We start from the raw sequence: 22,733 nt of genomic DNA, 5'->3' as shown, positions 1-22,733 counted from the left end.
TGCATGATGTGAGAGGTAGCGTCATTTATTTCTGATAACAGTTAGAGAAATATTCTGCCAATCTTCCACCAATCGCTAGAAGAAATTCATAAAGTATACTCAAAAATCTATACGAATACTAGAATAAAAATATAAAAATAAAATAATTGAAAAATACAAAATAATATGATACTATCAAATCACAATATATAGTATTTCATTTCCATAAACACACTATATATGGGATAACGATTGATTGACCAAAAATCCTTGTTTCTTTTTTATCGCTTCTAGTAAGCGATTTTTTTTATGGATTAGTAGACTAATATGGAACTGTGCCAAAAAAATAAAAACCTAAGCAATTATGTTTGCTCAGGTAACTTTTATCCTTGTATACCACTTTTCCTTATAATCTTCCTTACTTATACTATAGTACAAACTTGTAACAAGTTTATTAGAAAAAATCTTAAATCGTTGTTGTCTTTTAAATTGAAAAGTAAATCCACATTTTTCAGTAACTCTGCGGGAATTTGAGTTGAAATCAAAATGTCCGCACCACACTAAATCTAAATGCATTTGTTCGAATCCATATTTAATGAACATGCATACAGCCTCTGGAACCAATTCCCTTCCCCAATAGCTAGGATTTAATGCAAAACCAATTTCTCTTTGAGATAGATGTGAAAGACTAGGATCAGGAGAACGTTGATGAAATCCTATGCTACCAATCACTTTATTTTCTTCTTTTAGAACAATTGCATAAGAATCGGCTTTTTTTAGAAAGTAATTAATAACGTCTTTACTTTGTGCTTCATTTACATGAGGAGCCCAACCAGCAAGTGGTCCTACTTCTTCTAACTTGGCATATTCATACAAATCTTTATAATCCGTTTCCTTCCAATGTCGTAAAAAAAGTCTTTCCGTATGAAATTCATGCTGCACATTTACACCACCTTTATTCTATCGCTTTGTTATTATACTCTAGATAATCTCTCGTATATATCCTGTAAGGTTCGGCATCCTAACTCTTGTGCTTTTTGTAAATATTGACACCATAGTATTGCAGTTAATTTCGCATCACCTAATGCATGATGCCGGTTTATAACTGGGATATCATTGTATAAACACCAATCTTCTAAAGTATGTTTCCTTTGTTTAGGATCCACTATCTTAAACAAAAAGGAAGTATCAACAATTCGGTGCTTAAAGGGCGTTTTAAATTGTTTCCAGCATGCTGTTTGCATAAAATTCTTCTCATGAGCAGAATGATGTGCAACTAATGTATCTTCTTTGATAAATTCGAAAAATCGAACAAGAACATCGGATAAAGGCGGCGCCTCATGGATGTCATCATTTGTAATACCAGTAAGTACACTTATCTCAGAAGGAATATCAACTCCAGCATTCACCACTGTATAAAATTGTTCATCGGTAATTTCACAACCATGCACTTTAACGGCACCTATTGAAATTATCTGATCCCCTTTTTCCGGTAAAAAACCCGTTGTCTCTATATCAAAAACAACAGCTTTTAAATCATTCAACGGTAATCTCGAGGCAACTTCTACTTTTATGTCCTTTTGTAATTGTCGCATAAAAGCAATTTGCTGCGAATTACTCCCGCTACTAGTGGCATGTAAAATACTAGAATTCACCTTCCCATATAAATCTCGCATATAATGAAGAAAAGATTCTACACCCATCTCAACACCCTTTTTCAATTATCCTTTTCACTCTTTGGTATAATTTAATTCCATTTCTCATTAGATTTTTTATTTCATGTCGCTCTTCTTTTGTTAGGGAACGAATATTTAGATAATGTACATCCTCATAAGTTGTTGCTTCTCGGAATAAGGTAATTCTATATTCTAAAATTTTTGTAAAATACTCTTCGTATGGTTGTAAAAATGCTTCATAGATAGGTATTTTCTTTAATTGTTTAATACGTTCTAATGTAGAAGTTGCTTGTATGCCTTCTTTAATTGCCAACAATCTAATTGAATTAACATAAGGCAAATACATCGTATGCTTTAAATGAACGGAACCTTTATAAGTACCTGTTCTTTCTACAAAAAACTGCCCAAAAATGCCAACTCCTTTTTTTATGCGCATTACATTTACCATAAAACGTTTAAGAAGGTTTGGATGGTCGTTTTTATAGTCATGAATTTTTTGTCTTAGCTCCAATACAAGATCAACATTTCCATACATTTTTCTACTATCATAAAAAATTTGCAAATACCTAATAGATTCCCAACTTTCCTTCAACATCCAACTCTCCAGCTGATTCTGCCACTCATGATAAGACTTACACCATAATGGATTATTGCTCATTACTTTTCCATCACAATAAGGATAGCCTACCTCATTTAAACCATCACTTAAAAACTGCCCTAAATTAAGAAAATAAGTTTGGTACTTTAAACTCTCTTCCGCATATATAAACCCATGATCTTGATCACTTAGAATTCCTTGTTCCTTTCTGCCAGCACTTCCAGTCACAAACCAAACAAAAGTACATGGCGGTTGTCCGAATTCGGTTGTATATTCTTGAAAAATTTGTTCAAATGTACGAAGCATCACTTCATCATGAATATCATTTAACTCTTCATTACTGAATACCCGCTTCCTAATAAGATTGTCTTTTTTACGCTTCCATTCTGTTAAGTTAGTAGCTTCTGAGCACATCCATGCACTTCCTTACAAAGTTAATTAATTATTTCTTAAAGTAATTGTTTTATAGTTTCTCCTAAAAGCACTTTTATCCTGCTTAAGTAAGATATAAAATAGATAGAAGCCTCACTTTTCAGTGAGACTCCCCTATCTATAGACATTCCAACTAAATATTATAAGCTTTTTGTATCTTCTTTTGTTAAGAACGCTTCTGGGTAACCATAAGAGCCATGCTCACTAATATCTAAGCCCATGATTTCTTCTTCTTCTGTTACTCTTAAGCCACTTACTTTCTTGATTACGAATAGGATACCGTAGCTCACTGCAAATGCAAACAATCCACAAGTTACAACACCTAATGCTTGAACACCTAACTGATGAAGTCCGCCACCATCGAATAAACCAGCAGCTCCTATACCAGTGTACTCTACTAACTCTTGAGTTGCGAATAATCCAGTAGATAATGTACCCCAAACACCTGCTGTACCATGTACAGATAAAGCAAAGATTGGATCATCAATTCTTCTACTTTCAAAGAAGCGAACACTATAGAATACTAATACACCAGCAACTAAACCAATTACTACTGCTGCCCATGGTTCAACAAATGCACAAGATGCTGTGATTGCTACAAGTCCTGCAAGTGCTCCATTTAGTGTTGTTGTAATATCGGATTTACCTAAAACGATCCAAGAAATTAATAGTGCGGATACTGCACCAGCTGCTGCAGCTAAATTCGTGTTTAATGCTACATAGCCAAAGAAACCGTCTGCAACAGATACTGTACTACCAGCATTGAATCCAAACCATCCTACCCAAAGAATTAATACACTAAGTGCTGTATATACTTGGTTATGACCAAAAATTGGATTAGCTGAACCATCTGCATTGTATTTACCAATACGTGGTTTTAATAATAAAGTTCCTGCTAAAGCTGCTGCCGCACCAGTTAAATGCACTACAGTAGATCCTGCAAAGTCTTGTTTCCCATGCTCCGCTAACCAACCGCCACCCCAAACCCAGTGAGCGATAATAGGATACACGATAACACCAAACAATATAGAGAAAATTAAGTAAACTGATAACTTAGCACGTTCTGCAAATCCACCAAGTGCAATTGTTAGAGAGATACCTGCGAACGCAAGTTGGAATACAAAGAATACAGTTGTTTGTAAGCCTGCATCTGCAATTTGTTCGCCTCCGTAGAAAAAGTCACTCATACCTACAAAGAAGTTTGCATTATCTCCGAATATAAAACCATAACCAACTGCCCAGAATACTAATGAGGCAATACCAAAAGTGAAAATTGTCTTACCTGCAATATGCCCAGCATTTTTCATTCTCGTGGAACCAGCTTCTAATAAAATAAATCCACCAATCATAAAAATAACTAAAATTGCTGCAATCATCGTCCACAAGCTGTTCATTAAAAACTCTAAATTACCATCCATTAAGTTTTCTCCCCCTTTATGTTTAAAAACATTACATTCGGTGTCATATAATCTAACACTTCGATAACTTTATTTTACCTATATTAAATTTTCTGTCAATAAGTTTTCAGAAAATTTTTTTGTTAAATTTCAAATTATTTAAAAAATACGCTTTTTCTCTAAACTTTCGTTTTTCTACGATAATTTACTTGTCAAATATGTACTCTATAAGTAAACGTTCTCATAACTTTTCATTAATATCACTAATATATGAAGCACATAAAGTTAACCTAGCTGCAACTTTGAACTAAATGTAAAAAAAGCTGACATAGCGTCAGCTTTTTTTAAAACTATATTAGCAAATGAATGTTGCACCAACAATAATTAACAAGATGAATAATACAACGATCAATGCGAATCCGCCGCCAGCTCCTACTCCAGCTCCAGCTCCATATCCGCATCCACCATATCCATAACCGTATCCACCGTAACCGTACATAAATACATCTCCCTTTCTCATTTTTGTAATATAATTAACCAATTAAATGCCCTGGTTAATGAGGTAAGAGCTTTTTTTCTTTTATCTAGCTCTCTCATACAATGTTATCGTATGCAGAAATGTATTTTTGGGTTGGGTATATGTCTATTTTTTTGAAAAAGCTATTATATTTAACTATTGACTTATTAATACTTCCGCTTTTTATTTATTAAACACAGCAGATGCTAACTTCATCGTCTGTTCAAATGGGATACTTGATTGACTAATTTCTGAGATGACAGCCACTCCGTCTGCTCCAGAATGAATGACTTGGCGTGCATTCAAATGAGTAATTCCGCCAATTCCTACAATAGGAATAGAGATGTTTAGGTTTCTTATTTCTTCAATTAGTTGAGTTCCCTGAACAGCTTTTGCGTCCTTTTTAGTTTCTGTAGGAAATATTGGTCCAATACCTAAATAATCAGCTCCATGTTCAATGGCTTCTTCCACTTCTTGAAGGTTATGAGTGGAAACTCCAAGTATTTTATTACCTATTAACTTTCTAACTTCTATACAACTTGCATCTTCTTGCCCAATATGTACACCGTCCGCTTCTAATTCAAGTGCAAGTTCAATATCATCATTAACGATAAACGGAACGTTATTCAATCTACATATATGTTGGAGCTTACTTGCAAGCTGCAGTTTTTCTCTCCCTTTTAAAGATCCCATGCCTTTTTCTCTAAATTGAAAAATCGAAACTCCTCCCCGAATTGCTTTATCTAAAACTATTTCTGGTTGTTGCAGCGTGTTATTACTGCCCATAATAAAGTAGATTTTTAATTGTTGTTTTAGTTCATCTATTGTATGAATCACCCTTTTCCTCCTTTAAACTAGATGCTTTCTAGTCAACTCCTTATATGCCCAATGATTTGTTGGACCATGGCCATTTCCAATATGCAGATCATTCTTTATTGCTGCATGAATAAACTCTTTTGCTTTCTGAAAAGATTGTAGCAAAGAGTCGCCTTTAGCTAAGGATGCAGTAATAGCTGCAGAAAATGTACAACCAGTTCCATGTGTATTCTTTGTTTGTATTCTACTCGTTAAAAGAGTGGAAAAATGACTTCCATCATATAATAAGTCAATTGCTTCTTCTTCTACTCCATGTCCTCCTTTTATAATACAATTAGAAACACCCATGTTAACTAGCTCTTTCGCTGCTTCTTTTCTATCATCTAAACTATTAATTTTCCTACCAGTTAGTTCCTCTGCTTCTGGTATATTCGGAGTTATGATAGTTGCTAGAGGTAGCAAATGTTTTTTCATTGCTTCGATGGCCTCTAGTTGCAATAAATTAGCCCCTCCTTTTGCAATCATGACAGGATCTATCACAAAATTTGTCCATTTGTACTCTTCCACTTTGTGTGCAACTAATTCAATAATTTCATTATTAAATAACATGCCCGTCTTTAATGCATCTGGTTGTATGTCTTCAGCAATACAATCTAATTGTTTCTCAATCGCTTCTAAACTCATTGGGTATACTCCGCTAACACCAAGTGTATTTTGCGCTGTAACGGCAGTAATGACACTCATTCCATACACTTTTAGTTCCTGAAAGGTTTTCAAATCCGCCTGTATACCTGCTCCACCGCTAGAATCAGAACCTGCAATTGTGAGGGCTTTTTTTACAATCATATAGATACACCCTCACTTCTATTAATATTCATTCTTTTTTGGATATCCAATTCTGAAATCCTAGCTAACTGATTTAATAGCTCCACTTGAAAACTACCTGGATTCTCACCCGTTTTCTCATAAGCAAGCTCTGCGGCAATGCCGTAGGTTGTTATGCCTGCTAATGACGCAACTAAAACATCCTCTTCTACTGCAATAAAAGCTCCTAATATACTTGTAAGGAGACAGCCTGCTCCTGTTACTTTTGTTAACATGTGGCTTCCATTACCCAAACTAAAAGCTACCTTTCCATCTGTAACTATATCTTCTTTCCCTGTTATAATGACGGGAATCTCCAATAATTTTGCGGCTTTATAAGCAACGGTTAGGTTATCTTGCTCCATAACAGAGTCAACGCCTCTCATTGTCGCTTGAATGCCTGCTACATTGGCAATTTCTGCGGCATTTCCTCTTATCAGACTTACATTCACTTCTTCTAATATACGATGCACCGATTGTGTGCGATAAGTAGTTGCCCCTGCACCAACTGGATCTAACACAACAGGAGTTCCTGCTATGTTTGCTGCTTTACCAGCAAGTATCATACTTTCCACATTTTCTCTAGTAAGTGTCCCTATATTGAGCACTAGAGCATCTGCTATTGTTGCCATCTCTTCTACTTCCTCTTGTGCATAGGCCATGACAGGTGATGCACCTAAGGCTAATAATCCATTGGCAGTAAAGTTCGTTACTACTACATTCGTAATATTATGAATAAGAGGAACCTTCTCTCTTATTCTTGTTAAAATACCTGTTATCGCTTCTATATTCACTTTAGTCATTTTGAACCATCCCTTCCGTTTTTTAGTTTAAATAAATAAAAAAGCCATAATTGTACATTCTTTCATAAACTACCTAAGTGGGAGGTTATAAAAAAAGTGAACAATTATGGCAAAATAAAAACACTACGCTAAAATCAAAGTGTTTATTTGACATACACCTCCCTACACTGGCATTACCCAACAGGTTCATACGGTCAATGGCAGTATAGCCATACTCTCAGCCTGATTCCACAAGCCCCCGAAATATAGAATTATATTTTTATCTTAACTAATTTGGAAAGAATATGCAAGAATACTAATATAGTGGATAGATATATTCTTCTTGTGGCTCCTTTGTATTACTCGCACTTTGTACATTTATTACTGGCATGACTTCTCCATCTATCTCCTGTTTTTCAATTGTTCCCACAATTTCATACCAATGCTCACTTGTTAGTGCACCAACATCTCCTTTTATCATATAACCATAAATAGATAAATCAGCTATACAGTGGGTCATAGCATTTCTTGCAATCACTGCTTCCTCACTTGAAAATGACTTCTCTCGATGGATAAAGCCCATCATACTAATTTCTTTTCCTTGCATGGAATCAAGATTTGTATTAAGCTGGTCCATCACCTGGAAAAAGTTCTCTTCCGTCACTTGAATACTATCTTCTTGATGAAAACTCTGTTCCTTTAAAACAATACTAGGTAATGTAGATATTCCTTTTTCATATTCAAGATTAGGCAATAAATCTTTATTAATAGAAAGATCGGGAAGAGTGAAAAATAAAAACAATGGACTAAAGAATAATAAATAAGATAATGCTAGTTTTAAGGGTGGAACATTTTCATCACATACGTCACAATCACAATCTGCACCCTTTAAATTACTATTAAGGAGCCTAAAGAAACCTAATAAAAACATAAAAGTCATGGAAACAAATAGGTATGGGACCATCTTAGGAGCAACAAGAGCAATCATTTCTCCCTTAACTAATAATTTAAAAATGAGAAGGCTAAAGCCAATTAGCACTATTCCCTGAAGCTCATTTGCTAGCTGCCAGGTAGGACTCCACTTTATTTTCATATAAATCTCCCCCCCTTTTCTATTAAATTATAAACACCCCTGCTAAAACCGATAGAATATAAACAACAATAGTAACAAGTGCAATAAAGCTTAGTACAAATCTCCATTTAAACGTTCCTAACATAACGAGCGTATTTTTAAAATCAAGGATAGGACCATAAACTAAAAATCCAATGATAGCCCCTGGTGTAAACATTTTAGAGAATGAAGCTGCAACAAAGGCATCTGCTTCCGAACATAATGAAAGTACATAAGCTAGTCCCATCATAATAGCAGTTCCTTGTAGAGTAGAGTCTCCCGCTTCTGCAAAGATACTATTTTTCAAATATACTTGTGCAATACTTGCAAAACATGCTCCGATAATGAAATATTTACCTATTGCAAAAAACTCATGACAAGTATGATGTAAGATTCCCTTCCACTTAGAATCTCCTTTATTCATATTGACAGCAGGAGCACTCATCAAATCTTCTTTTTGTGTTTTTAATACTTTTTGTTTAGAAAAATGAAAATATATGAAGATACTAACAATAATACTAGCTAGAATACAAATAATGAATCTAGCATATACAATAGAAAGATTTGTCTGGAAAGCATAGAGAGTACTTCCAAAAACGATAAAATTTAAAATAGGAGCACCCATTAATAACACTACACCAACATGAAGAGGTACCCCTTTTTGAATAAGCCTTCTTACAACAGGAATAATTGCACATTCACAAACAGGTGTAATAACAGCAGCAACAATCCCTACCCCAATCGCTAAGAAGGGATTTTTCGGAATAATTCTCGCAATCATTTCCTCCGATACATAAACATTAATAATAGAAGATGCAATCGCACCTAATAATAGAAAAGGTAGAGCTTCTAGTAAAATTCCTAAAAATAATATAAACATTGTTTTTATATTATCTGGTAAAACGTAATTCATTTTTTCCGCCACATATATGTCACCAAAAAAGAACAGATACATCATCAGTAAAAACAAACTAAATATAAATAAATCCTTTATACGAGTAGGGATAGACATGATATACTCCTCTTCTTTATTATTTATCAACTATGACTTTACTAGAAATATATGCTTGTCCTCTCTCTCTTATGTTAAAAAAAGTGCCTAAAAGAATAGAACACCTCCTCGTAGACACTTTCTCTTATATATGAACTTCTTCTTTTTTCAATTTTTCACCGATTAATATAATTTCGCCACTAACTCTGTTAGGCTGTATCTTTAATTTCTCCCATTCTAGTAAGCCGGAAGCATATTGAAAATGGTACCATTTTTGATCATACTTATTTTTTATCGTTCCTTTAGCTCTTAAAAGCTTTTCTTGATACTGTTTTAAGAATTCTCTTAACTCCATTTTTGTTAGTGCACCTGATTGCTCCATCTTTATTGCTTTTATATGATGGTGGTGATGATGGTGGTGGGAATGTATAGAAGAGTCATTAAACAAAATAGATTTAGTGTTATGATTTCTCTCTATATAGTCTGTTACTCCATCTCCATAATTACTTTCTATTAAGGGAGCGTTTTTATTATATTTTCTAATTTTCTTCTCGACTTTTTCTTTTGCTATTGAACTTACAAGCTGATCTACTTTATTTAATACTAGTAAACTCCCATTTGCAATTTGTTCTTGTTGAAGCTGTCTTACTTCTTTACTACTAGAAAATACACTTGTGTACTCTGTTAAATGCAATCCATCTATGACGCAAATACTTTCCGCAATATGATAGATTTCCGCATATACAGGTTCCTGGAAGGTTTCCATTATTTCAGACGGATTTGCCACACCAGTTCCTTCTAGTAATATTACTTCTATATTTTCTTTATGAACAAGTTCTGTTAGTTCATTCAATGTCCCTCTAAGATCTTCTTTTATTGAGCAGCAAATACAGCCGTTTAATAACTCATATAACGATTCATCTTCAAATAGATGCTTTTCCATATTTACATTTCCTAATTCATTTAATATAATTGCATATTTTTTTTGTTTGCTTTTAAAGTATGCCATCATTTTTAAGAGGAGAGTTGTTTTACCACTTCCTAAAAATCCATTTATTAAAAATACATCTACCTTTTTCATGAAAAAACCTCCTACATACACTCATTAAAGCTACTGTATGTAGAAGGCTTACTGTTTATGACAATTAATAGTTAAATTGTTGGATATTCGATTTTAATTGATCTGCCATAGCTTTTAAGTTTTTCGCCGACATTGTAATCTCTTCCATGGCTGCTAACTGTTCTTCTGTTAAAGAAACCACTTCTTCTGAGTTCCCACCGTTTTCGAAGGCAATCTTCGTTAAAGTAATAGCCGAATTACTAACGTCCTTAATAGTACTCGCCATTTCATTAGAAGTGGAAGTAACTTTTTCAACATGAGGAGTTATTTCATTCATGCTTTGAACAATTTCTTGGAATTTAGATGTTGCTTCATTAGTTACACTTAGTCCCTTTGTTACTGCGTCAGAAACTTCCTCTATTCTTTTAACCGTATTTTCTGTTGTATCCTTTACATTCTCTATTAAAAATGCAATTTCTTTTGCGGAAACTCTAGATTGTTCAGCTAGCTTGCGAACCTCATTAGCAACGACAGCAAAGCCTTTTCCTTTTTCTCCAGCCCTTGCTGCTTCAATACTTGCATTCAATGCAAGTAAATTTGTTTGTTCAGCCATCGCTGTTATGCTTTCGGTTATTTTCTCAATACTCTCTGAACGTATTACCAATTCTTGAATCATTTTATTTGTTTCCATCACTGTATCGTTTATATTTCTCATTGAAACAGAAGTAGCTTTAATTGCTCCCTCACCATCACTAGCTTTCCAAAGTGCTTTTTTTGAAAGAGTTTCCACAGCATTACTTTGTGTAACAATAATGTTCGTTCCTTCTAGAACAGATGCTAATTCTACAGAATTAGTTTCTAATCCTTTTAGTTGAATTTCTGCCCCACTTGCAACTTGTTGAATCGTATTCGTTACATGCTCTGACGCAATGCTTGCTTCATATGAACTGTTCGATAGCTGATTGGCTGAAACAGCTACATTATTGGCACTCTCTTCGATATTTTGGATAAGCAACTGAAGATTACTTTGCATTTGGTTAAATGCACCGCCAAGTTCTCCAAGCTCATCATTAGATTTTATACTAATTTGCTGTGTTAGATCTCCTTTACTTACCGTGACAGCTTGGTTTTTTAATTTCTTTATTGGGTTTATGATGGAAGCTGTTAGAAAGAAAAGAAAGATTCCCCCAAGCACAATAGATGCTATTATTATGATGATATTTGTATACATAAGTTCTTTAGAATTATTTACTAATTCTGATTGATCCATCGTTCCTGCCAGTTTCCACCCAGTCAATTCATTCGTTTGGTACACCATTTTCTTACTAACTCCCTCGAGAGAGTAATCCAGTTGTCCTGATTCTTTATTATATAGGGTTTCATAGAAGGAATTCTTAAAGATATCTCCTTCTTTTTCTGTTGGATGGACAATAAAGCGTTTCTTTTGATCAAGTAAAATCACATAACCATGTTTCCCAAATGTTACGTCATTGGATAGTTCTTTTAAATAATCGAGGTTCATTGTAATGGCCATAACACCAGTATGATCGGATATAGTCTTAGCTAAGGTGATTACCATTTTCCCTGAAACAGGTGATACATAAGGGTCCATAATCACCGCTTCTCCTTTTTGATTAACAGCAGCTTTATACCAATCTCTAAGTCTAGGATCCATTTTATCTTCTGTTTCTTCTATTGATTTCTGAATGAATCTACCTGCATCTGTTCCTAAATAAATACTGGAAACCTCAGGATGTGTCTTACTATATGAACTTAGATCTTGTTCGATTCGAACACTTTCACTTTCTAAGATATCTTTAGATATAGCTTCCGTTAATGCATTAAGATCGTATATCTTAGTTGAAAATAAGTTCGTTATAGATGTATCAAGCATCGAGAGATTTGTGGTGGCGCTTGATATAAAATCTTTCTCCATTTGCTTATTTGCAGATTGGAAAGAAAATGTACCTATTAACAGACTTGGTATTAGTAATATAGCTAAAAAAGATAATAATAGTTTTGTCTTTAATGGGATACTTTTATCTTTATTTCGAGTAAAAGTATGTCGTAATCTACTTTTCATTTTTTTAACGTTTAGGTTTTCTTTATATTTTTTCATTTTCATATGTATCCGCTTCCTTTTCGTTGTATGCGCATACAACCATTTTCATTTGCTAGCGCTATTTGTAAACTATAATCCTATTTTATATGAAACAGGAATTTCTTCCTATGCTTTTAGACATATTTTCCCTTGTTACACGTTAACAATTTTTATTGTACCTAAAACGATAATTCTATATATTAGGATTATAGGAAAATACTAGGATGGGTGGATAAAATGAAAGAAGACTCCATAAAATTAGTAATAGGTGCAGGTAAATATAGAAATAATCCTGGTTGGATACATACACAAGAAGAGGAATTAAACTTATTAAATGAGGACACGTGGAAGGCTTATCCCTATGGCTCTATCAGTGCTATTCTAGCTGAGCATGTTTGGGAACATTTAAGCTATGGTGAGGGAGTAAAAGCAGCTTCATTATGTTATTCCTATTTAAAACCAACAGGTTATATTCGATGTGCTGTCCCAGATGGATACTTTCCTGATGAAGGCTATCAAGACATTATAAAAGTTGGTGGACCTGGGCCAATTGATCATCCAGCTTATAGTCATAAAATTGTACATAACTATCATTCTTTAACAAAGTTGTTTGAAGAAGCTGGGTTCGAGATTAAACTTCTCGAATATTGCGACGAATTAGGAGTCTTTCATCATGTAGATTGGGATGGTAAAGATGGTGTTATATTTCGATCGAAGAAATTTGATCCTAGGAATCAGGGGGAGAAGTTAGTTTTTCCATCTTTAATTTTGGATGCAGTTAAGAAATAATATTTATATAATCTTTAAGAATAATCAAGAGGTGGGATTTAATACAATCCAACCTCTTGTTTATCGTCCTTTTCCATTTCATCCAAATATATTGCTTCTTAAAGATATTTTTCTATAAGTCACTAAATGTCACTTCTAGATGGAAACAATAATGAAGAGACAAACTGGACTTAAAAAACTCATTACAGAACATCTAGCAAAACCTTCTATTGAAACGAGATAAACACTTGATGCCTATAAATTTCCCCATGTTAGAAGAATATGACCTAGCCGTTAAACAGTAAGAAAAGGTAGAACAAGAAGTAAATGTAGTTCTTAATCAATTACCATTCGTGAATAAACTAATTATGATAAAGGGTTAAGTGAAATCTCGTTATCGATTTATCCAACGTAGCAATCTCTCCACATTTTTTTTACTCACTTTTCCGCCTGTAAAGCGGTCAATTTGCCTAAATGGCATATTAATAACAAAGTATACGTTATTTGCCGTTAATGGTTTTCCCATTTTTTTAAAGAAAAAATGGAAGAACATAATAAAATTATATAACAATTTTCCTAACCAGTTTTTATACTGTGCTTGATTAATTGTGTCATTCATTCCTAAATCTTTATGACTATCCCAATTTTTAGGTGGTAGGTTCCTCCCCAGTATCTTTTCAAATTCTGAATCAGGGATTTCCTTTACATTAGCAAATGCATAGTGTGGAAAATTACTTTTTAAAAATAAAGATGGAGAAACACCAGCCATTTCAATAGTTTCCTCTATATGAATCTCTTGAATGGAGCTGCCTACTTGAATCTTGTAATTCCCTGACTCAACTTCCCAATCTTTGATTTCGGGATTATAGTAAGAAAAATCTCGTTCTGTCAATGCTAAAGTCACTTGCTTCGTTTCACCTGGTTCCAAGTAAACTTTTTCAAAAGCTTTCAATTCTTTTTTAGACCGAAAAATGACCGAATCTACCTTTTCAATATACAGTTGAGCAATCTCTGCTCCAGCAATTTCACCTGTATTTGTCAAGTTGAATTTCACAAGCAAGTCATCTATCAAAATATCAGTATACTCAAATGTAGTATAAGATAGCCCATAACCAAACGGAAACCGTACAGGTACATCTGCTGTTTCAAAATATCTATAACCAATGAATAGCCCTTCTCTATGTTCACTAGTTGCTTGATTTCCAGGGTAGTAAGCAGAGGATGGAACATCAGTATACTGAATTGGGAATGTCTCACTTAATTTACCACTTGGATTAGATTTTCCAAGCAATATATCAACGACAGCCTCCCCCCCGCCTTGTCCAGAAAGATAAGTGTGTATCATTCCTTGAACCTTATCTGCAAATGGTAATTCTATTGCTCCACCACCAGATAATATAACAACCACCTTGTCATTTACCTTAGCTAAAGCTTCAACAAGTTCTAACTGATTTTCAGCTAGTTTTAAATCTTCTCTATCTACCCCTTCTGCTTCTTTGCTTTCATCAAGTCCAATAAATAAAAGCACTACCTCAGCAGATTCTGCGAGGCTTGTTGCCTCTTTCAATAATTGACTACTCTTTCCACCCATTCGCTTAAATCCTTGTGCATAGCCAGCTATATTTAAAGGAGAATGTTGTAAGCTATCAAGTGGATTACTTAATTTATAAGGATTAATTAATGAACTCCCTGCGCCTTGATATCTTGGATTCTTCGCAAAATCACCAATAACCGCTACTTTAGTTTCCGCTTTAAGTGGAAGAATACTATTATCATTCTTAAGTAGTACAATAGATTGACTGGCTGCTTCTATTGCATTGTTGTGATGATTTTCATAATCCACTTGCACTGATTCTTTATCATCTAAACGAACTTTATATATTAAACTTAGTAATTGATCTACTGCTTCATCTAATATTGATTCATCAAGTGTTCCTGCATTTATTGCATCAACAATCTCTTTATCTGTTATTCCGTTAGTAGATGGCATTTCTAACTGATTATGGGCCTTTAATCCTGCAACACGATCATTATTCCCTCCCCAGTCAGTAACAATAACACCGTCAAATCCCCATTCAGCATACAAAATATCAGCCAAATGTTGATTTTCATTTGCAAATTCACCATTTACCTTATTATAAGAAGACATCATCGTATATGGATTACTTTCTTTTACAACTTTCTCAAATCCTGTTAAATAAATTTCTCGGAGTGAACGTTCATCTACTATTTCATCAATAGTCATGCGCATATGTTCTTGACTGTTGACTGCATAATGCTTAGGGCAAGCTGAAATACCATTTGACTGAATTCCCTTTACCATTTCACTAGCTAGTTCACCAGTCAGGTACGGATCTTCAGAGAAATATTCAAAATTACGCCCGCATAGTGGGTTTCGTTTAATATTTAAACCTGGTCCAAGTAAAACACTTACTTTTTCACTGCGAGCTTCCTTCCCAATATCCTGTCCTACTTTATAGACAAGTGACTTATCCCAACTATTTGCTAGCGTTGCTGCTGTTGGGTAACAAGTTGCTGGAAGGCTTTTGTTTAATCCAAGATGATCAGCCTTCCCACCTTGTTTACGCAGTCCGTGTGGTCCATCTGTTAACATAATGGAAGGAATTCCAAGCCGTTCGATTGCTTTGGTATTCCAAAAGTTTTCTCCAGACATAAGGGAAGCTTTCTCTTCTAATGTCATTTGCTTAATTAAATCTTTATATCTCATACTACACCGCCAATCACTTATTTAAAATAAGAAGAAGGCTAATTTACAGCCTTCTCTCCATATATCAAAATAGGTTTAGTCAAAAAGGTATGTTTGAAGTGTTGCATATAGTGAGTTATGCATGCTATTGCGCAGTCCTGCTGTAACCGCTTCTGGATGCTCGTCATATGCTTCTTCTAATTGTTTTTTATTTTTTGGAACCGACATAATATCTAACATTAAATCATTGCCAGATGTAATGGCTTTCTGTGGTTCCATGAATCCAAATACAGCATCTGAAGATACTACACCTTCAAATCCCCATTCCTCTCTAAGCATACCATTTAATAATTCTGGATTTGCCCATTTTCCATCAATGTAAGAAAAACTAGACATTGCACCAGTTACACCAGCCTCTTTTACAGTCATTTCGAAAGGACGCAAGTGTATTTCTCGCATGGCTTGTTCATTAGACCAAACGAGCATCCCAGAGCGTGCATTTGTTTCTTGCTCATTCATTATAAAGTGCTTCATAAATACGGTAACACCTTGGTCCTGTGCACCTTTCGACAAATTAGCACCAATCTTACCATTTAGTACTGGATCTTCTGACATATACTCAAAGTTTCTTCCACCTTGTGCTGAACGGTGAACATTAAGAGAGGGAGCATACCATCCGTGTATTCCATATGCTTTTGCTTCTTTTCCAACTAGTTCACCCATCTCGTAGGCTAGATCTTTATTCCAAGTTGATGCAATGACGATTTCAGTTGGGTAAGCACCGGCTTCAAACTTCTTAAAGAAGAAATTAAATCCTGCAGGTCCATCCATTAAAACTGTTTTCGGAATTCCAAGATCTTCAATTGCTCCCGTGTGATAAGCGCCTTCTGACACATAATCGATCATTTGATCAACAGTGAGTTGGTCTAAGAATTCCTCCCACTTAGGATTATCATAATCTAGTCCTTTTAAGTCTTCTAATTTAAGTCCATTGTCAACATCCGTTGCAGGCATTTCCACCTCTTCCTTGAACTCATGTCCTTGAACTCTTTCCAATACTTTATCTGAAGCAATTTTTGAATCATCTTCATCTGATGGATATGTTCCTTCCCAATCATTACGGGAAAGTATAGTTAATTCATTTTCTGATTCAGTAAAGCGATTTTTGTATTCTGTTCCTGTATCGGCATCTGCTTGATACACAATATCTTCAGATAATTCAAAGTCTATTGTGCTATCAATTTCATGAACATTTTTACCGAGCTTAATTTGGTATGTTCCCTTTTCTAAAATATAGTTCTCATTATCCAGATCGTAAGAAGCCATATTCCTTGTATCATACTTAATTGTTAATACTTCAGACTCTCCTGGCTCCAGTGATTTCGTTTTTGAAAATGCTGCTAAGTTAATGGCAGACTTCTCCAATCCTCCTGGTGTGTAAGGAGCAGAGTAGTACACTTGAACTACATCTTTACCACCTACTTCACCAGTATTTTTCACTTCTACTTTTAATTCAATAGAATCATTGTTTAATTGTTGATCTACTAAATTCCAATCAAATGTTGTATAACTTAGGCCTGAACCGAAAGGATATTGAACAGTTTGTTTATATCCTTCTTCATTTCCTTGATAATAAGTTTCATAGAATCTGTAGCCTATATAAATACCTTCTTCATAATTAAGATAGGCTTTGTCTAAATTCTCATATTGATAATTCCCAAAATTCTCACTTGCTGGTGAAGATTCAACATCATAGGCATACGTATCAGTAATGCGTCCAGAAGGGTTTAATTCTCCTGATAGTACTTTGGCAAGGGAATTTGTTCCAAATGGTCCTGGTGTTCCAACCCAAATCACGGACTGAATACTTGGATTTTCATTAACAAATCCTAATTCTAAAGTATTTCCAGCATTTACGACAATGGTAACATTACTGAAGTTCTCAGCAACTTTTTCAATTAAATCCTGCATACCATCTGATATCTTTAATTGATCACTGCTTACATCTGATGCTTCTACAGCTTCATTTTGAATAATAATCATCGCATTTTCAGAGTACTCTTTCGCTTGAGCTAATGCAGAATCCGTTACATCTGGTTCGGTTGCCTCTTTACTGCCTAACATTCCTTTAATTACTTGAACTACACCAGTATCCGTTTCACCTGTTGCTCCTTCTAATTCTGGTAAGGCCGCATAGTAATCATATAATACTTGATTATATTCAATTCCTGCATTCTTAAGGGCATCAAATAAATTCACAGCTCGAGTTTGATCCGATGCACCAGAACCGCCCCCGCCATATTTAAAACTAAAGGCGGTAGAACCAAATATATTAATTTTCTTATTTCCTAATGGAAGGGAGTTATTTTCATTTTTTAATAATACCAACCCTTCATTAGCAATCTCTTCTGAAACTGCATCAGCAGCTTCTCTCGCTTTGACACTTTCTGCACTTGTTGTATCAATCGTAATATGCTTACCAGTCATGTTTTGAACCATGCTTAAAGCTGTAGGTCCTAAAGTTACACCTACCGTTAATAACAAGATAGCAACAACTGACCACCCAGCAATACGTCTTGGTCTGTTTTTGATTTTTTTGTACATTTTATTTTCTTTTTTCTTTACTATTCTTTCTTTACGGCTTAATGATTTTAATTCTTCTTTTCTTTGTTGTTTCTGTTGCTTTTGCAAAAGTTTATCCCTTTTAATCGCTTCTTTTCGTTCTGTGTCAGGCAATGCGGAAATCTCTAGCTTTCTTTTTTTACGGCTTGCATTAGCTTCCCTAACTTGTTGCACTATTTCTTGCTTCCAAGCTTTTCTCTTTTTAAAGTATTCTATCATGATGAACCCCCTCTACCTTTGTGCTCTTATCTTCATTTCAGACAAATTCCGTTGTAGAATTTTTATATAAGCCTACGGATACCTGCTTGGTCAAAAGAGATATTACACTCGTCTTTTAAAATGACACTGTTACCACAATCAATCTTTGAATCAACAAGTTAACGCTTTCATTTATACCTAAAAAAACTCTTATCTCTCACTTTCATAGCAAGTTCTTTCTCTTTTTTTTGCATTTATAAGCTTCTTTTTCTACTTAGAAAATTAATCCTTTCATTTCGTACGATCTTTAATTAGTCACCTTTTCCTTTGTCTACATTAATTGTCTATATTTGGTTTTAACCATTTTCAGTTAACTAATCTAGAAAACAGAAAGCGTTATCAAATGACTTGACCACCTATCTAAGCAGGTAAGTCAAGTATATACGGACCTAAGACATACTTCATTCCAATACTATAGAATTGGAACTCCAATAAATGACCTATTTTAATATCATTTGAAAAACTGAGCCTTTTATAAAGTGAACCTTATGAAAAGTTGTTACGATTTTTGACATAAAATGATTTGTAGGTGCATTCTATAAACCATTAGAACTTCAAGTATATAAAAAAGCCATTCGCTTTATGTTCACTAGCGAATGACTTTTAACACATTTTCAATACCGTTTTTTGAACTCTATCAATTGAATTTCATGGGGTTGCAATTCTGTTGTCAGTGAATATGCCTTATTTGTGACTATATCCTCTATCTTCATACCTGGTTCTGCCTTTCCTTTTAGGTAGCAAATTGTCTGATCGTCTATTTCTATGGGTGCTCCAATATTAACCCAAGAATCGTAGGATGAACCTTGCTCCCGATTTACAAATTGTTTTTTAATACGGTAGTTACCATAAATACCATGTAAAGAAACTTGATAAGCTTTGACTTGCTCATTATCAAAAACAGAATACCTACTAATCGGAGACAATTGGGAGTAATCAAAGGTTCGATATAAATAGTTGGGATGACTATAGTTATATAGTAGAATTTGATAATCTTCCCCTCTTTTAGTAATAATCATGTCTTCATTTTTGGCTACTAACTCATCTCCAAGTTTACTTAAAAAATAAAAAGCATGATATCCAGCCTTTTTTATACCGTTATAGGTCATAAGACCAAACCCTCCATGAAACAGATGCTGTTCCTGTTTAAATTCTTCAAATAAATCTGTAAATGTCCAGTAGCCCATCCCTTTTACTTTTTCAAAGTTTTCTATAACATTTTTGACAATAAAGGCAGCCATATAACATGTATCATGAAGTAAATCTTTGCTATCACTATTTCCATTCCATTCGGTAATCCAAACTTCTTTGGAATTTTCATGTAATTCCTTACTCGTCATCATAACCGAATCAATATTATTTGTAAGATTCTGCTCATCGCCAATCATAACACTTCTAAATTGTGTAACACTTTCTATAACTGATTCATTCGATTCCCTATGACCAACCAATTGGATATTAGGTTTTCTTGCAAGATTATAAACATGAAAAGTAAAAAAGTCTAAAGTAATACTTTCCTTTTTCGCGAAAGCCTTAAAATTAGCAATCCAAGATTGATAATTAGCAAAATTAATGTTACTAAATCCTCCTACCCTAATTTCTGAATCGATGGATTTAATAGATTTATATGTCTCAGTATAAAGAGTCAAAAACTCTTCACTTGTTCCGCTCCAGAAATATGGAACTTCTGGTTCATTCCAAAACTCAAAATACCATGTTCTAACTTCATTAAGCCCATAGCGATTAATCAAATGCCTAATAAATGATTCTATTAACTCTTTCCAATGCTTCATTTGTTTTGGAGGAGAGACATGTGCACCCCACAAGAATATCGTATCCTTAGTCTTTGCCAAGTCCTTTGGCATAAATCCAATTTCGATAAAAGGTTTCACATTTTCTTCACTTAGGTTGTCCAATATTACATCTATGTTATTAAAATTAAAGTAGTAGGATCCATCTGTTTTTTCATTGTAGACAAGTAACTGGTCAGCAAATACCCCATGAAAACGAACATATTTAAACCCAATGTCTTGTTGAATCTGATTTAGCTGTGCTTTAAAGTCGTTTCTCAAAGCTAGTGGAGCATAGCCAAAAGTCAGTAGATTAGTAAAAGTGTGATCTATCTGTTTTTGAATTTGAGTTAAATCAATAGGAACAAATTGAGTTTCACTCTTCAGAAATTCTTGATGATAACTCTCTCTTTTAAGATACTTAAATAAATTAGCGAGTGATTCACTACTATTAATACTAAGATAGTCCTTCGAGATTGCATCTTCCACTTCCAATGTATAGAGATTACGATATTCACTAGGAGTGATTCCTAGTACTTCTTTAAATACCCTATAATAGGCTTTACTATCAGGAAATCCATATTGCAATGCTATTTCTGTCACTGTTTCATCCGTTGTTCGCAAAGCTAGTAATGACTTATTTAAACGCATACTATCTAATTTTTTTTTCAAAGGCACTCCAACTTTTAACTTAAAATATCTTGATAGATATTGAGGATTCAAAGAAAACGCTTCCGCAATATCTTGTAATCCCAAACCTGATTTCACACAATGCTTATTCATATACTTCAATATGTCTAATAACCTCTGATCACTATCTATCTGCTTGAGGTCAGTTTTTGTTGGTACCTCAAAGTGTTCCAACAGGATCACAACAAGCTCTAGCAACCACTTTTTCATTTTTAAATGATAGAGACTTTTTCTATTGATAATTAAATCCATCATATTAGCAAGGATATATTTCAGTTCATCCATTATTAATCGGGAAGTATCATTTCCCTCTTTAGAGTTTAAGTAAAATCTCTTACTCTCCATATCTATTCCATGTTCCTGAAGATATCGGTTATCTATCTGAAGTGCCAATACCTGTGTTTTTCCAAAGCTAGTATGTGAATTAATAAAGTGAAGTTCATTTGCATTTACTAAAAAGATATCCCCAGTAGCCAGTTTGTAGCTTTCTCGGTCAATACGTATTTCTAATTCTCCTTCAAGTATAAGAAGAATTTCCGTATCTTCATGCCAATGATAAGGATAACGTTCCACAGTATGGGTGAATATTTTAACAGGCAAATCAGCTTGATAATGAATTTGTTCATATTGATATGACATTGTTTCTCTCCTTGCTAGTAACCATATAATCTTTATAAGAAAGATAAATAAAAATCGGTGTATAGACTTCATTCAAATCTCGTATAGTTTATTTAATAAAAAGACTTACTAGAAAACATCAATATAAAAATACAAATATTATATGTATCCAATTCACTTTTAAGGAAACTATCTCCTGTAATGAAGACAGCTTATTTATAGATATTTTAGTAATACCATATTAGATTTCGAATTTACCATTAATTAGGCATAGTACTTCTTACTAAGTATGTAAATGACAATGACATTATTTCCCCTCAATTCTCCATTCAGCTTAACATATTTTAAAATTTTTCTATAATTTTATTTGTTTTTATAAGTGAGTTATTAGAAGTAATCAGACAGCTTCATAGTGCTTCCTCTAATACCTCTTTGTACATTTTTCGTTGATTCCTGCTTGCAATTTATTATGAGTGAACCGAAGTTTTTCAGCTAATAAAAAACATTCCCTTAAATCCCAAACTGTCTACGAGGTTTTGTTTCGAATGTGCGTTTAACAATTATTTAAAAACCCCTCCAAAAGAGGGACATTTCATTAATATAATGGCTGCTGATTCTGACATGCTGGAAATCCATTAATGTCCTGATTCATATAAAAATCATATTGCTTTAAGGCAAATTGTGTTTGATACATATATTCGATTACAAGTAACTTTCCTCCGGATGTACCACACAAAACTACTGAAGTTCCTTGTCCATTTGCCAATGAAATACCAAAGGCTGACCAATCAATGATCTAATTTTTTGTTCCCATTGCATAGTTATCACCCCTTCTAGAACATCCTATTAATAACATAAAGAATGGGTGCATGTATCGATTGAAATGACGTCCGTGAAAATTATCGACTTTCGTATAAATGATATGGAAAAAGCATATTAGGGAAGAAGATTTGAGA

Annotated in this window: 17 protein-coding genes, 1 pseudogene and 1 riboswitch; of the genes and pseudogenes, 1 reads left to right on the top strand and 17 read right to left on the bottom strand. The window is 34.1% G+C overall.

The annotated features are described in order from the left end of the window. Positions 1-351: 351 nt before the first annotated feature. From F9279_RS01575 to F9279_RS26130, 13 genes and pseudogenes are all read right to left on the bottom strand, one after another. Entirely contained in the window at positions 352-921 is a 570-nt protein-coding gene (locus F9279_RS01575) for a GNAT family N-acetyltransferase (RefSeq protein ID WP_152110867.1), read from the bottom strand. A gap of 32 nt (positions 922-953) precedes the next feature. Continuing rightward, positions 954-1,700, bottom strand: a complete 747-nt coding sequence (locus tag F9279_RS01570) for an exonuclease domain-containing protein (RefSeq protein ID WP_226793098.1) — start codon at positions 1,698-1,700, stop codon at positions 954-956. Beyond that, positions 1,684-2,667: a DUF294 nucleotidyltransferase-like domain-containing protein gene (locus F9279_RS01565; RefSeq protein WP_152110865.1), complete on the bottom strand. Its 984-nt coding sequence runs from the start codon at positions 2,665-2,667 to the stop codon at positions 1,684-1,686. The genes F9279_RS01570 and F9279_RS01565 overlap by 17 nt, the downstream gene beginning before the upstream one ends. 158 nt (positions 2,668-2,825) lie before the next feature. Continuing rightward, a complete protein-coding gene (locus F9279_RS01560; RefSeq protein WP_152110864.1) occupies positions 2,826-4,103 on the bottom strand; it encodes an ammonium transporter in 1,278 nt (425 codons plus the stop codon). Positions 4,104-4,437: 334 nt separating this feature from the next. Beyond that, on the bottom strand, positions 4,438-4,581 hold the full coding sequence (locus tag F9279_RS01555) for a YjcZ family sporulation protein (RefSeq protein ID WP_152110863.1): 144 nt from the start codon (positions 4,579-4,581) through the stop codon (positions 4,438-4,440). A gap of 201 nt (positions 4,582-4,782) precedes the next feature. Beyond that, the gene (gene thiE / locus F9279_RS01550) at positions 4,783-5,433 is read right to left on the bottom strand and encodes a thiamine phosphate synthase (protein WP_152110973.1); all 651 of its coding nucleotides are present in this window, start codon (positions 5,431-5,433) and stop codon (positions 4,783-4,785) included. Between the two features lie 15 nt (positions 5,434-5,448). Further along, positions 5,449-6,261: a bifunctional hydroxymethylpyrimidine kinase/phosphomethylpyrimidine kinase gene (gene thiD, locus F9279_RS01545; RefSeq protein ID WP_152110862.1), complete on the bottom strand. Its 813-nt coding sequence runs from the start codon at positions 6,259-6,261 to the stop codon at positions 5,449-5,451. Next, a complete protein-coding gene (thiM, locus tag F9279_RS01540; RefSeq protein ID WP_413463185.1) occupies positions 6,258-7,073 on the bottom strand; it encodes a hydroxyethylthiazole kinase in 816 nt (271 codons plus the stop codon). The genes thiD and thiM overlap by 4 nt, the downstream gene beginning before the upstream one ends. Before the next feature lie 151 nt (positions 7,074-7,224). Continuing rightward, positions 7,225-7,334: riboswitch (TPP riboswitch) on the bottom strand. Positions 7,335-7,377: 43 nt separating this feature from the next. After that, entirely contained in the window at positions 7,378-8,154 is a 777-nt protein-coding gene (locus F9279_RS01535; RefSeq protein WP_152110860.1) for a TIGR03943 family putative permease subunit, read from the bottom strand. 22 nt (positions 8,155-8,176) lie between these two features. After that, positions 8,177-9,214, bottom strand: a complete 1,038-nt coding sequence (locus tag F9279_RS01530) for a permease (protein ID WP_226793096.1) — start codon at positions 9,212-9,214, stop codon at positions 8,177-8,179. A gap of 94 nt (positions 9,215-9,308) precedes the next feature. Further along, the gene (locus F9279_RS01525; RefSeq protein ID WP_152110858.1) at positions 9,309-10,244 is read right to left on the bottom strand and encodes a CobW family GTP-binding protein; all 936 of its coding nucleotides are present in this window, start codon (positions 10,242-10,244) and stop codon (positions 9,309-9,311) included. 64 nt (positions 10,245-10,308) lie between these two features. Further along, positions 10,309-11,256, bottom strand: a complete 948-nt coding sequence (locus F9279_RS26135) for a methyl-accepting chemotaxis protein (protein WP_413463184.1) — start codon at positions 11,254-11,256, stop codon at positions 10,309-10,311. Beyond that, positions 11,251-12,159 (bottom strand): annotated as a pseudogene (locus F9279_RS26130) (cache domain-containing protein); the annotation flags it as partial. The gene F9279_RS26135 and the pseudogene F9279_RS26130, both read right to left, overlap by 6 nt. A 402-nt stretch (positions 12,160-12,561) precedes the next feature. On the opposite strand from F9279_RS26130, the gene F9279_RS01515 reads away from it, so the two are divergent. Next, complete coding sequence (locus F9279_RS01515; protein ID WP_152110856.1) at positions 12,562-13,113, top strand: class I SAM-dependent methyltransferase; 552 nt, start codon at positions 12,562-12,564, stop codon at positions 13,111-13,113. A 373-nt stretch (positions 13,114-13,486) separates the two neighbouring features. On the opposite strand, the gene F9279_RS01510 is transcribed toward F9279_RS01515, so the two are convergent. The 4 genes from F9279_RS01510 to F9279_RS01495 all read right to left on the bottom strand — a co-directional run bounded on the left by F9279_RS01510 (position 13,487) and on the right by F9279_RS01495 (position 22,543). Continuing rightward, positions 13,487-15,820 (bottom strand): glycoside hydrolase family 3 C-terminal domain-containing protein, encoded by a 2,334-nt coding sequence (locus F9279_RS01510; RefSeq protein WP_152110855.1) that lies wholly within the window; start codon positions 15,818-15,820, stop codon positions 13,487-13,489. A gap of 75 nt (positions 15,821-15,895) precedes the next feature. Beyond that, entirely contained in the window at positions 15,896-18,640 is a 2,745-nt protein-coding gene (locus F9279_RS01505; protein WP_152110854.1) for a glycoside hydrolase family 3 protein, read from the bottom strand. A gap of 653 nt (positions 18,641-19,293) precedes the next feature. After that, on the bottom strand, positions 19,294-21,798 hold the full coding sequence (locus F9279_RS01500) for a GH39 family glycosyl hydrolase (protein ID WP_193224389.1): 2,505 nt from the start codon (positions 21,796-21,798) through the stop codon (positions 19,294-19,296). Positions 21,799-22,372: 574 nt separating this feature from the next. Next, positions 22,373-22,543: a hypothetical protein gene (locus F9279_RS01495; RefSeq protein ID WP_413463180.1), complete on the bottom strand. Its 171-nt coding sequence runs from the start codon at positions 22,541-22,543 to the stop codon at positions 22,373-22,375. Positions 22,544-22,733: the final 190 nt, after the last annotated feature.

Source organism: Bacillus sp. B1-b2 (assembly GCF_009183415.1).
Taxonomy (GTDB): Bacteria; Bacillota; Bacilli; order Bacillales; family Cytobacillaceae; genus Niallia.
This window is presented reverse-complemented; position numbering and strand designations above follow the sequence as displayed.